Source organism: Polaribacter sp. OB-PA-B3, from assembly GCF_054589375.1.
The window spans coordinates 89,409-101,920 of sequence record NZ_BAAIIX010000005.1; the positions used below are offsets into that span (position 1 = coordinate 89,409).

Annotated in this window: 17 protein-coding genes; 8 read left to right on the forward strand and 9 right to left on the reverse strand. The window is 28.3% G+C overall.

Annotated elements, in window-relative coordinates; genetic code table 11:
- Positions 1 to 2: 2 nt before the first annotated feature.
- Positions 3 to 407: a DUF1573 domain-containing protein gene (locus ACYPV9_RS10495; RefSeq protein WP_299061374.1), complete on the forward strand. Its 405-nt coding sequence runs from the start codon at positions 3 to 5 to the stop codon at positions 405 to 407.
- Here ACYPV9_RS10495 and ACYPV9_RS10500 read toward each other — a convergent pair.
- Positions 404 to 1,744, reverse strand: coding sequence for an aspartyl protease family protein (locus tag ACYPV9_RS10500; protein ID WP_299061376.1), 1,341 nt, complete (start codon positions 1,742 to 1,744; stop codon positions 404 to 406). The two genes, ACYPV9_RS10495 and ACYPV9_RS10500, sit on opposite strands and share 4 nt — an antisense overlap.
- Positions 1,745 to 1,898: 154 nt before the next feature.
- Here ACYPV9_RS10500 and ACYPV9_RS10505 point away from each other — a divergent pair, with 154 nt between their 5' ends.
- Together ACYPV9_RS10505 and murB are read left to right on the forward strand one after the other, a co-directional pair.
- Positions 1,899 to 3,089, forward strand: coding sequence for a pyridoxal phosphate-dependent aminotransferase (locus ACYPV9_RS10505; RefSeq protein ID WP_299061379.1), 1,191 nt, complete (start codon positions 1,899 to 1,901; stop codon positions 3,087 to 3,089).
- Positions 3,090 to 4,100, forward strand: a complete 1,011-nt coding sequence (gene murB / locus ACYPV9_RS10510) for a UDP-N-acetylmuramate dehydrogenase (RefSeq protein ID WP_459743545.1) — start codon at positions 3,090 to 3,092, stop codon at positions 4,098 to 4,100.
- Between the two features lie 62 nt (positions 4,101 to 4,162).
- On the opposite strand, the gene ACYPV9_RS10515 is transcribed toward murB, so the two are convergent.
- The 8 genes from ACYPV9_RS10515 to ACYPV9_RS10550 all read right to left on the reverse strand — a co-directional run bounded on the left by ACYPV9_RS10515 (position 4,163) and on the right by ACYPV9_RS10550 (position 8,331).
- The gene (locus ACYPV9_RS10515) at positions 4,163 to 4,291 is read right to left on the reverse strand and encodes a hypothetical protein (protein ID WP_459743547.1); all 129 of its coding nucleotides are present in this window, start codon (positions 4,289 to 4,291) and stop codon (positions 4,163 to 4,165) included.
- 6 nt (positions 4,292 to 4,297) lie between these two features.
- The gene (locus ACYPV9_RS10520; RefSeq protein WP_459743549.1) at positions 4,298 to 4,990 is read right to left on the reverse strand and encodes an SCO family protein; all 693 of its coding nucleotides are present in this window, start codon (positions 4,988 to 4,990) and stop codon (positions 4,298 to 4,300) included.
- Complete coding sequence (locus tag ACYPV9_RS10525) at positions 4,959 to 5,582, reverse strand: toxin-antitoxin system YwqK family antitoxin (protein WP_459743551.1); 624 nt, start codon at positions 5,580 to 5,582, stop codon at positions 4,959 to 4,961. The genes ACYPV9_RS10520 and ACYPV9_RS10525 overlap by 32 nt, the downstream gene beginning before the upstream one ends.
- A gap of 12 nt (positions 5,583 to 5,594) precedes the next feature.
- Complete coding sequence (locus ACYPV9_RS10530; protein ID WP_299061397.1) at positions 5,595 to 6,377, reverse strand: YHYH protein; 783 nt, start codon at positions 6,375 to 6,377, stop codon at positions 5,595 to 5,597.
- Positions 6,378 to 6,407: 30 nt separating this feature from the next.
- Positions 6,408 to 6,701 (reverse strand): EF-hand domain-containing protein, encoded by a 294-nt coding sequence (locus ACYPV9_RS10535; RefSeq protein ID WP_299061399.1) that lies wholly within the window; start codon positions 6,699 to 6,701, stop codon positions 6,408 to 6,410.
- A gap of 160 nt (positions 6,702 to 6,861) precedes the next feature.
- Complete coding sequence (locus ACYPV9_RS10540; protein ID WP_459743554.1) at positions 6,862 to 7,347, reverse strand: hypothetical protein; 486 nt, start codon at positions 7,345 to 7,347, stop codon at positions 6,862 to 6,864.
- 5 nt (positions 7,348 to 7,352) lie between these two features.
- Positions 7,353 to 7,667, reverse strand: a complete 315-nt coding sequence (locus tag ACYPV9_RS10545) for a hypothetical protein (protein ID WP_459743556.1) — start codon at positions 7,665 to 7,667, stop codon at positions 7,353 to 7,355.
- 61 nt (positions 7,668 to 7,728) lie between these two features.
- On the reverse strand, positions 7,729 to 8,331 hold the full coding sequence (locus tag ACYPV9_RS10550) for an RNA polymerase sigma factor (protein ID WP_299061407.1): 603 nt from the start codon (positions 8,329 to 8,331) through the stop codon (positions 7,729 to 7,731).
- 66 nt (positions 8,332 to 8,397) lie between these two features.
- Between ACYPV9_RS10550 and ACYPV9_RS10555 the strand changes: the two genes are divergently transcribed.
- From ACYPV9_RS10555 to lipA, 5 genes are read left to right on the forward strand one after another with little or no spacing between them, the layout of a single operon-like run.
- Entirely contained in the window at positions 8,398 to 8,601 is a 204-nt protein-coding gene (locus ACYPV9_RS10555; protein ID WP_077808957.1) for a membrane or secreted protein, read from the forward strand.
- Between the two features lie 13 nt (positions 8,602 to 8,614).
- Entirely contained in the window at positions 8,615 to 9,721 is a 1,107-nt protein-coding gene (locus ACYPV9_RS10560) for a glycosyltransferase (RefSeq protein ID WP_459743559.1), read from the forward strand.
- Positions 9,712 to 10,275, forward strand: a complete 564-nt coding sequence (locus ACYPV9_RS10565) for an RNA polymerase sigma factor (protein ID WP_299061413.1) — start codon at positions 9,712 to 9,714, stop codon at positions 10,273 to 10,275. The genes ACYPV9_RS10560 and ACYPV9_RS10565 overlap by 10 nt, the downstream gene beginning before the upstream one ends.
- 2 nt (positions 10,276 to 10,277) lie before the next feature.
- Positions 10,278 to 11,498 (forward strand): NRAMP family divalent metal transporter, encoded by a 1,221-nt coding sequence (locus ACYPV9_RS10570; protein WP_459743561.1) that lies wholly within the window; start codon positions 10,278 to 10,280, stop codon positions 11,496 to 11,498.
- Between the two features lie 39 nt (positions 11,499 to 11,537).
- A complete protein-coding gene (gene lipA, locus ACYPV9_RS10575) occupies positions 11,538 to 12,407 on the forward strand; it encodes a lipoyl synthase (protein WP_299061418.1) in 870 nt (289 codons plus the stop codon).
- Positions 12,408 to 12,512 lie beyond the last annotated feature (105 nt).

A 12,512-nucleotide genomic window follows, 5' to 3' on the forward strand; every position in this document is an offset into this window, starting at 1 on the left:
ATATGAAACTTTTAACAACCTTTGTCTTATTTTTATTTGTCTCTTTTTCTATAAACTCACAAGAATTTAAGTTTGAAACTGAGTCTATTAACTATGGTAAAGTTAGTAAAGGTTCTAACGGAGAGCGCGTTTTTATATTTACAAATATTGGTGATGCACCCTTAATTATTAAGAACATACAATCTTCTTGCGGTTGTACAGTGCCAAAAAAACCAGAAAAACCAATTATGCCTGGTGAAAAAGGAGAAATTAAAGTTGCTTACGATACGAAAAGGGTTGGTGGTTTCTCTAAACAAATAACAATTTTTTCTAATGCTAAAACAGCTAGAAAAACTTTAAAAATTAGAGGTTTTGTAGATAAACAAGAATTTTTAGAAAAGGAAAAAAGTATGCTTTCTGGAAGTTAAATTCTTTTTTCTAATCGAAATTCAAATGTTTGTTTAGAACCATACCTTAGAATAGTAATTATTATTTTTTTATTAACTCTTTCTTGCATTTTACTTACAATTTCATTTAGTTTATATGAGTGAACCGGTTTTCTATTAATACTTGAAAGAATATCACCCGCTTGCAAACCTGCCCTATCTGCTGGCGAGTTTTTTACAACATTTTTAATAATATAAGAAGGTTTAAATTTATATGTATAATTAGCCACAAAAGAAATTGTATTGTTTGTTTGAATATCATTATTAAAAGAATCTGAAACAGGTTTAATAACCTCTTCTTTAACTAGCTGTTTACCATTATAAACAATATCTAAACCGCTCATATTATAATTAAAATCATTTTTAAATGAAGCATTTTTTCTAAGCGTTATTTTTTTATTTGGATAATCTATCCAAACTTTAAATCTTTTTAGAATATTACCACCAATACTTCCGTTTCTTTCTTTTAATTTTCTAGCATTTTGCGTAGAAAGTGTATCTAAAAAAGAAACTGTTGGCCTTTCTATTTCATAGTTACCAATAATTAATTTCGGTATTCTACTTCTATTCCCATAAATAGAACCGCTTAAGCCTTCTCCTAACAAATCATTAAAATATTTTAAAGGTGTTTTTATTGCTGCTTTAGAATTTTCGAAAAGCCATAATGCATCACTTCCACCAGAATCAACTAACATTTTAACAGGTGTTTGAACATTGTTTACCGTATCTAATTGCACATTAACTTCTACAAATGGTTTTTTTCTATAAAACTGTATTGGTAAAACTTCGCACTTCTTGCATTTTTTATATTTAAAAGACTCTGGTTTATAAAAGTCTATTTTTTTAGTTTTGTAATTTATTTTTACAACAAAGTCTTTTAATAAGTTATAACCAATTATACCATGTATTGTAGTGCCCATTTTACTAGATAAATCAAAAAAATCTTTTAAAATAACATATACGGCTTCATTATTACCAAAAGCATCTTTAACCTGTAATTTGTTATTTCTAGAAATAATGGCTTCTACAGATTCGCCATCACCCAAACCTTTCAATGATACTTTTTCTGGGTTTAACAAACCAATGCTATCATTTTTAGAAAGATTAAAAATTATGGTTTTATTTACACCAGTATCAAGAATAAAACTCATTTTTTTATTATTGATATATACAGGAATTACAACAAGGTTATTTATCAACTCAAAAGAAAGACGTTGTTTTTTTTGAGACGAATTTTTAAACCGAAAGCCGTTTTGAGATTGACACGTAAAACTCAAAAAAAACAAAAGAAAAATTATTAAAAGCGAATTATTATTCAAATTATTTTAGTTTAGGTATTTATAAAAATACAACATTTTTTTTGCTGATTATTCTTTTTTTAACTAAAATTTAGCCTTAAACTTTCAATAATATAATTCTTAATATAAAATATATTTTGCAAATTTGCATTGATAAAAATTACAACAATATATTATGCCTTCAATATCTAATAAAGGAATACAAATGCCAGAATCGCCAATTAGAAAATTGGTACCATATGCAGAAGATGCTAAGAAAAGAGGAGTTAAGGTTTTTCATTTAAATATTGGTCAACCAGATATTAAAACACCTCAAATAGCTTTAGACGCTGTTAAAAACAATACTATAGAAACACTTTCTTACGCAAGGTCTGAAGGTTCTGAAGAATATAGAAATAAATTAGCAAACTATTATGTAAAGAACAATATACCTGTTAACTCTAGCAATATAGTAGTTACAACAGGTGGTTCAGAAGCTTTATTATTTACAATTGGAAGTATTACAGATCCAGGAGACGAAATTATTATTCCAGAACCATTTTATGCAAATTACAATGGTTTTTCTACCGCTTCTGGAGTAAGTGTTGTACCCGTTATCTCTAGTATAGATGATAATTTTGCACTACCAAAAATAGAAGATTTCGAAAAACTGATTACAGCTAAAACAAAGGCTATTTTAATTTGTAATCCAGGTAACCCAACAGGTTATTTATATTCTGAAGAAGAAATTAAGAAATTAAAAGAAATTGTTTTAAAACACGATTTATTTTTAATTGCTGATGAAGTGTATAGAGAATTTACCTATGATGGATTAAATCATACTTCTGTGCTTTCTATCGAAGGTTTAGAAAATAATGCAATTGTTATAGATTCTGTTTCTAAAAGATATAGTATGTGTGGTGCAAGAATAGGTTGTATTGTATCAAAAAATGATGAATTTATAAAAACGGCAGTAAAATTTGCCCAAGCAAGATTAAGCCCACCAACATACGCATTAATTGCAAGTGAAGCGGCATTAGACACGCCACAATCTTATTTTGATAACGTAAAAGAAGAATATGTTTCTAGAAGAAATATCTTAATTTCTGAATTACAAAAAATTGATGGTGTAAAAGTTGCAAACCCAAAAGGAGCTTTTTATTGTGTTGCAGAATTGCCAGTAAAAGATTCTGATCATTTTGCACAATGGATTCTTGAGAGTTTTAATCATAATAACGAAACAGTAATGGTTGCACCTGCAAGCGGATTTTATTCAACTGCTGGCGAAGGAAAAAATCAAGTAAGAATTGCTTATGTTTTAAACGAAGACGATTTAAAAAAGTCTGTAGAAATTTTAGCAGCAGCATTAAAACAATACCAAAACTAGTTGAATATTCAACAAAACATATCCTTAAAAAAGTTTAATACGTTTGGCATTTCTGTAAATGCCAAACGCTTTATATCTGTAGATTCTGTTTACTTATTACAACAAATTTTAAAGCAAGAAAAAGATATTTTTTTAATTTCTGGAGGTAGCAATATGTTACTTACTAAAGATATTGAAAAACTAGTTATTCATATAGATTTTAAAGGAATTTCTATTGATAGAGAAGACGAAAATAATGTTTATTTAACTGTAAATGCCGGAGAAAATTGGCACGAATTTGTCTTATGGACAATTAATAATGATTTTGGTGGCATAGAAAATTTATCTTTAATTCCTGGTAATGTTGGCACATGCCCAATTCAAAATATTGGTGCATATGGTGTGGAAGTTAAAGATGTTATTACTAAAGTTGAAGCCTTAGAAATTGAAACAGGAAAACTAGTTAGTTTTTCTAATGAAGTTTGTGATTTTGGTTACAGAAATTCAATTTTTAAAAATGAAGAAAAAGGTAAGTATATTATTGTTGCAGTTAGTTTTAAACTAACAAAAAACAAGCACACTTTAAACACTTCTTATGGAGCAATTGAAACTGAGCTTAAATCAAAAAATATAGATTCACCAAGTTTAAAAGATGTTTCCGATGCCGTAATTGCGATTAGAAAATCTAAACTTCCAGACCCAAAAGAAATTGGAAATAGTGGTAGTTTCTTTAAAAACCCTGTAATTTCTAAAGAACAATTTTTAGAGCTTAAGAAAGAAAACCCAAATGTACCAAGTTACACAGTTTCTAAAACTGAAATTAAAGTACCCGCAGGTTGGTTGGTAGAACAAAGTGGTTTTAAAGGTAAACGCTTTGGTGACGCTGGTGTTCACGAAAAACAAGCCTTGGTTTTAGTAAATTATGGAAATGCTTCTGGGATAGAAATTTATAAGCTTGCTAAAAAAATACAAGAAACAGTGCTTTCTAATTTCGGAATTCCTCTGGAAATTGAAGTGAATGTTATCGCATAAAAAAAATCTCATCAAAATATATTTAACGAGACTTTTACTTAATTTAAATCAAACTTAATTTACTATCTTCTATTGGGTCTTGGTACATTTTGTAATTCTTTTTTATGAGCATGGTTAACGTTTCCATCTGTACTATTAGAACTAAAGCATAAAACACCAAGAAATATTATTGTTAAAATTCTATTTATCATTTTATTTTATTCCTTTTTAAGAGCTTCAATATCTGTAATTAATTGTCTTACCGAACTTTTTCTTAAACCGTTGTAAATTCCTCTAATATGTTTGTTTTTATCGATCAGTAAAAAGTTTTCTGTGTGCAAAAAGTCGTCGATACTTTTTTCCTCTCCTAAATCATTTTCTACAAAATAATGGTTTCTACCTAAATTGTAAATTTCTTGCTTGTCGCCAGTAACTAAATGCCATTTATTATCTATTATGCCATTATTTACAGCATAATTTTTAAGAACTTCAACATTATCTATACTTGGAGTTACAGAATGAGATAAAATTAAGACCTCTGAATCGTTCTTAAATGCATCTTGAACATAGAGCATGTTCTCTGTCATTTTTGGGCAAATCCCAGGACACGTAGCAAAAAAGAAATCGGTTACGTAAATTTTACCTTCAAATGTTTTTTGAGTTACTGTGTCTCCTAATTGATTAATTAACTTAAAATCTGGAATTTTATGAAACTCCTTTTCCTCTTTGCTACCAGGTTTTAACCATAGAGGTGTAAAGGATTCGTCTTTATAAAAAGGCAAATACTCGACCCTGCTAGTCTCAACAACTTTACTATTCTCTTTTTTTATCTGTTTCTTACAACTTGTTGTAATAACAAGTAAAAACAGCAATAAAATTCTATAATTTTTTCTTTCTGATAATAATTTCATCTTCTAATTTATAACATGAATTTGCTCTTCTCATACCAAAAATACGTCCATTTTTAGCTTCATAATTAACATATAATTTCCCATTTTCTAACCAAGCTTTTTGAAAACCATTTTCTTTTCCATCTAAAAAATTTCTTAATTTAGACAGTTGTCCATTAGAAAACCATTCTTTTTCAACACCTTGTTTTAACCCGTTTTCGTAAAAAGATTCGCTTGACAACACACCATTTTCCCACCAAGTTTTATAAGTACCAACTAAACGATTATGCTTGTAAAATGATTCAACTTGAAGTTTTTCGTTTCTAGTCCAACGTTTTGCAATACCTTCTCTTTTGCCGTTGTAAAACCCCCATTTTTCTTCTAAAACTCCGTTAGGATAAAATTTTAAAGAATAACCGTTAAATGGTTTTCCTTTGTAATACCATTTTCCTTTATTTCCATTAAGTATCAATTCTTTTTTTAACACTTCAACAGTATCTATAACAATAGACTGTTCTTTTGTAATTGATATATCTGCAGTTTTGTTTGATATATTTTTTTTACAACCAAAAAAAGTAAAGGAAATAATTATTAAGAAAAAAATTGATTTCATACTTTCTAAATTTTAGTATCCTTGAAATGGTCCTGCAAAAAGAACATATGCTGGTTCATAAGCATAATTAGCAGCAGGATACACTTCATTAATAATATGATAATGATAAATAGGAGTAGTATCATATATTGTTGTTGTTGTATGACCTCCAGAAGCGTCTAAATCTGTAGGGTATGTTCCTGTTGTACTACACTTTCTTCCATAGATAAAAACACCATCTAGCAAAATACCTACTAACTTATCGTCATCGTTAGAAAATGGCCTAGGTTCTAAATGATAGTGATATACTCCTGGACCTTTATGAGCTCCTGCCCAATCTAAACTCGCTGCTGCACCATCTAAATCACCTGACCCTTCTTGATCATTAAAAATAGCAGATCCACTTACTGCAATACCAATAGTACCTAATTCTGTTGCAACTGTATTACCTGTTAAATTTGGTGTTGCATCTACAGTAAAGCTTGATGCTTCTCCTCTTCCTCCACCTATATAAGTATCTTGAGTAGTTTTTTTAACATTTGGCTCATCTTCATAAAGCGCATTTGTTGTTTCCCAATAAATAGATTTATGGTTTGGAAAACCTGTTGTTTCGATATCTATTTCTGTTCCATCATCTGATAAAGTTACCGTAACTGCATCTGAATTAAAGGCTTCAAAAGCACTACTTAATTCTGTTATTCCTACTTCAATAGTTTCTTCATCATCTACTACTTCATTAGTAACTTCATCTTTAGAACATGAAAATACAATTAGTATTATGAATGTTGAAAATAATATGTTTTTTAAATTTTTCATTGGGTTTAATTTTAGTTGATACATCTATTTTTAGTTTCTTGGTCTTCTATTTCTTTCTGGTTTTGGTGCATTTTCTAATTCTTCTTTAGAAATGAAACCATCATTATTAGTGTCTATTTTAGAGAAATCTTTCGCTAAGGGTCCTTTTGTTTCGTTTTTAGATAATTTCCCATCATTATTTACATCCATTTCTGAAAAGATTGCAGAGATACTTTTTCTTTCTCCTCGTCTTATTCCTTTAGAAGTTTCTTCTGAAGATTTGCAAGAAATAATTATACTTGATACAGCTATTAATGCTCCTAAAATAATTTTGTAACGTTTCATAAATAATTTAATTTTTAAAATTGTTTTTAGTCTATAAGAGTTTAGATGCAAGCTTTAAAAAAAACTTGTTTCATAAAATTTTCTTTAACTTTACTTTAACAAAAAACCTTATTTCTAACAAGAAATAAGGTTTTTTGCTAATGAGTTTTAAATATTAAAATTATCTTGGCGGATGAACTTTTCGATCTCTTGGTGGAGGCATTCTCCTATCATTTGGCTGTCTTCTTTCTCCTCCTTTTAATGCTTGTTTAATAATTTCATCGAACATATCAACTTGATTTTCTTTGCATAATTTTCTAACAGCAGAGAAAAAACGATGTATTTCTGCTTCCTTTTTAGCTTCTAAAGTCCCTATTTTTGCAATATTATTTTCTGGATTTATATTTTTATCAGAATAAGAACTAAATAGCACCTCTTTTTCTTGCCTTATTTCTTTATCTATTTCTTGCATAAAACTTCTATGGATTTTATCTAAACTTATAAATTGTTCTTTCTGATTATCAGAAAACTGTAATTGTTCCGTTAAAAAAGATCTGTTTGGATTTGGTCTTCTGTTTTCATGCGGTTTTTTAATCAATAGATAGATTAAAACTCCATTCATAATTAATAAAAGACCTAAAAGAATTGGTAATAATTTTGTTTTCATTTCTTTTAATTTAATAGTGAATTAGATGTTTCTTGTAAAGAATATTCTTGTGCAAAGCTATTAATATCGGATGTTATTGTTACTTCAGTACTACTAAAAACATAATAAATTGCAATTGCATTCATAAGCAATACAATTACAAGAGCCGCCAATTGTAATTTTGGAGTAAACCAATTAATTTCTTTTTTCTTTTCCTCAACATTATTTAACTTTTGTAATATTTTATGCTTCAAAAAAGGGTTTACTTCTACCTTATTAATGCTTTCTAAAACATTAAATGTGTCTTTAACCTTATTTTTTATGTGTTCTTTATTTTCCAATTCACTTAAATTTTACGAACTTACATATGTATTTAGATGCAAGTCTTAAAAAAAACTTGCACTAATTTTCTGCTTTATAAAAATTTTCTAATTTTTCTTGTAATGCTTTCTTTGCTCTAAACATTGTAGATTCTACAGACGATAACGTTTTACCCGTAATTTCGACAATTTCTTGATAGCTTTTACCATCTATTTTTGCCAACGTAAAAACAACTCTTTGGCTTTCTGACAAAGTATTTATCGCTCTAAAAATAATATCAGATTTTTCTTTATTCTCTAAAATAATTCCTGGATGATTAATTTCTGTAAAATAGCTGGTTTTATCTACAGGAATTTCATTTCCTAAAATAGTTTGTAAAAAAGCAAAACGTTTTTTAGCGTTCTTTTTTCTGATAAATTCCAAACATTTATTTGTGGCAATTTTATAAATCCAAGTAGATAATTTAGAATCTCCTTTAAATTTAGAAATCGATTTAAAAACTTCTAAAAAAACTTCTTGTACAATATCTTCTGCATCTTCTTTATTGGGTACAAAAGAAATACAAGTGCCAAAAACCTTCTGCTGAAATTGGTCAATAAGTTGACTAAATGCAGTTTGATTGCCTTTAATAAGTAACTTTATAAAGTCTTGTTCTTCCAAATTAGTTTCTGAAAAAGTAAACATACAAAAAATGTTAATAAGCTAAAGGAAATAGTAAGATTTTGTATCTTTGCATTAGAAATATTATTTATGAAATTATTACTTATTACTTTAGCTTTATTAGGACTTGGTGTTGCAGGAATTGCAATTAAAATTTGGGCAAAAAAAGATGGTAAATTCGCAGGTACATGTGCTAGCCAAAACCCAATGTTAAATAAATCTGGTGAATCTTGTGGCTTTTGCGGAAAAACGCCTGAACAATATGCAGATTGTGCAGAACCTCAACATAACTAATCTAATTCTTTAAATGATTATATCTGTACTATTCTACAGTTTTGTAGTTTTTGCAGTACTTCAAATTGTATATTATTTATTTTTTACTTCTTTTCTTTTTAAAGATAGAGAACAAACAAATACTATTAAAGAAATACCTGTTTCTGTTATAATTTGTGCTAAAAACGAAGCAAAAAACCTTCAAAAATTTTTACCATCAATTTTAGAACAAACATATTCTAATTTTGAGGTTGTACTTATTAATGATGCATCTTCTGATACTACTTCTGAAATAATGGAAGAATTTCAAAAAAAAGATGAGAGAATTAAATGTATAGAAGTCGAAAATATTGAAGCTTTTTGGGGAAATAAAAAATATGCTTTAACACTTGGTATTAAAGCGGCAAATTACGAGCATTTATTATTTATTGATGCAGATTGTAAACCGGTTTCTAAAAACTGGATTACAGAAATGTCTAAGAATTTTAACGATACAAAAACTATTGTTATAGGATATGGCAAGTATAAGAAAGAAAAATCTCTTGTAAATTTATTTGTTCGCTTCGAAACTCTATTAACTGCTATACAATACCTAAGTTATGCTAAACTAAAAACACCATACATGGCGGTTGGTAGAAATTTAGCTTATACTAAAGCAGAATTTTTTAAAGTAAAAGGATTCATAAAACACATGCATATTAATTCTGGTGATGACGATTTATTTATTCAAGATGCGGCAAATAAAGAAAACACCAAAATCTGTATTACTAAAAATAGTTTTACAGAATCTTTAGCACCAACTAGTTTTAAAAAATGGTTTCAGCAAAAAAGAAGGCATATTTCTACAGCAAATTATTATAAGAAAAAACATCAATTTTTATTAAGCCTTTTTTTTATATCCAAAGTATCTTTATTTGCGAGTGGAGTAATTCTACTTATTTTATTTCCTAACTGGATTCTTATTTTATCTATTTTACTTTCTTATTACTTTGTTCAATTCTTAGTAATTGGTCTATCAGCAAAAAAATTAAACGAGCCGCAAATAATTTATTTCCTTCCTTTTTTAGAAATTGGTTTATTATTCTTTCAATTTAGTATTTTTATAGCTAACTTGTTATCAAAACCAAATCATTGGAAATAGATATTAAAAAATTAGAAGCAAATATTTTAAAAGCTAAAAACGGAGATCAATCTGCTTTTAGTTTTTTACTAAATCTATATTGGTCTGATGTTTTTAATTTTTTATTAAAAAGGACAAAGAGTGAAAATGATGCAGAAGATATTGCAATACAAACGTTTTCTAAAGCTTTTGATAAAATAAAATCTTTTGATGAAAAGTATATTTTTAAGACTTGGTTAATTACTATTTCTAAAAATATACACATAGATCTACTTCGTAAAAAAAACAGCTCTATAATTACAGAAACCTCTAAAGAACAAGAAGATAAGGTATATTTAGTTGCTGATGAAAACCCAACCCCAGAAGACAAAATTATTAGAGAACAAAATTTAGCAAATCTTTTACGAGACATCAAGCAATTAAAACCTAAATATCAAGAAGTTATACAATTACGTTATTTTCAGGAATTAAGTTATAAAGAAATCTCTATACAAATTAACGAACCAATGAATAATGTAAAAGTTAAACTTTTGCGTGCAAAAAAACTTTTGGCAGAAATTATTAAGAAATCTTAAGTGTGAAAAGATCATTTTTACAATCTTTAGGACCCGGTTTACTATTTGCAGGAGCTGCCATTGGTGTTTCTCATTTAGTACAATCTACTAGAGCAGGTGCAGAATTTGGTTTTGGTTTAATTTGGGCACTATTTTTAGTACATATTTTTAAATATCCGTTTTTTCAATTCGGACCAAGATATGCAGCAGCAACAGGTGAAACACTTTTAGAAGGTTACAAAAAATTAGGTAAAGGTATTTTAGTTGCATATTACATTATCAACTTTACAACTATGTTTACCATACAAGCAGCTGTTACAATTGTTACCGCTGGTTTGGCTTCTCAATTATTCGGAATTTCAGATAATTTAGTTTTATGGTCTACTTTTTTAATGCTAATAAGTATAATTTTCTTACTTATTGGTAAGTATAAGTTGCTAGATAATGTTATGAAATACATTATTGTAATTCTTACTTTTAGTACCATTATTGCAGTATGTGTAGCTATTTACAACACAAAAGAAGCTTTTGATGTAACACAAATTATACCTTCTGGCGCAGTAGAACTTACATTTTTAATTGCTTTTTTAGGTTGGATGCCAGCACCTTTAGACGTATCTATTTGGCATTCGATTTGGTCTGTAGAAAAAGATGAAACTTCTTTTATGAAAACTAAGAAAAAAGATGCTGTTTTCGATTTTAATGTTGGCTATATCAGTGCGCTATTTTTAGGAATTTGTTTCGTACTTTTAGGTGCTTTGGTTATGTATAAATCCGGAACAACATTTTCTAACAAAGGAGGTGTATTCGCAACTCAATTAATTGAATTATACACAAAAAACCTCGGAGAGTTTTCTTACATTTTTATTGCTATAGCTGCTTTTACAACTATGTTTAGCACAACCATAACAACATTAGATGCATCACCTAGAGCCATGGATAGAACATCTAAACTTCTATTTAATAAAAAGTTTAAACTTGGTTATTGGTTTTGGATAATCTTCTTATTTATAGGTACTTTTTTGATTTTACATTTTTTTATGGATAATATGGGATTACTAGTTAAAATTGCTACCATACTTTCGTTTTTAACAGCTCCTTTTTACGCTATTTTAAACTATAAATTAATAACTAGTAATCATACTCCAAAAGAACACAGACCCGGTTTGGTTTTAAAGATTTTAAGTTTTATCGGTTTTGCTTTTTTAATAGGTTTTAGTATTTGGTTTTTAACGAGTATTTAAATCTTTTCTTCGTAAATTTGCAATTCAAATTCAATAGAAATGGCAATAGAATCTGTAATAGTACCAGAAAGACCAAAAAAACCAAAATGGCTTCGTGTAAAATTACCTGTTGGTAAAAAATATACAGAACTAAGAGGTTTAGTTGATAAATATAAATTAAATACAATTTGCACAAGTGGTAGTTGTCCAAACATGGGAGAATGTTGGGGAGAAGGAACTGCAACTTTTATGATTTTAGGTAATATTTGCACACGTTCTTGTGGCTTTTGTGGTGTAAAAACCGGAAGACCAGAAACTGTAGAATGGGATGAACCAGAAAAAGTTGCTCGTTCTATAAAAATAATGAGTATCAAACACGCTGTAATAACATCTGTAGATAGAGATGATTTAAAAGATGGAGGTTCGATTATTTGGGCAGAAACTGTAGATGCAATTAGAAGAGCAAACCCTAAGACAACTTTAGAAACTTTAATTCCAGATTTTCAAGGAAACACGAAACAAATAGATCGAATTATAGATGTTGCACCAGAAGTTGTGTCTCATAACATGGAAACCGTTAGAAGATTAACTAGAGAAGTTAGAATTCAGGCAAAATATGATCGAAGCTTAGGTGTTTTAAAGTATTTAAAAGAAAACGGAATGAGAACTAAAACAGGTTTAATGCTTGGTTTAGGTGAAACCGAAGAGGAAGTAATACAAACAATGAAAGATCTGCGTGAAGTAAATTGCGACATCATTACAATTGGACAGTATTTACAACCTACAAAAAAACATTTACCTGTTAAAGAATTTATTACGCCAGAACAGTTTAAAAAATACGAAACTTTAGGTTTAGAAATGGGCTTTATGTTTGTAGAAAGTGGTGCATTGGTAAGATCTTCTTATAAAGCACATAAACACGCTAATTAATTTAGTAGAACTTTAATCAAATAATTATTTATTTCATAATAATAACAAAAAAACTAAAACGATTCTTTAAAAAGAATCGTTTTTTCATTACCAAAAATACAAAAA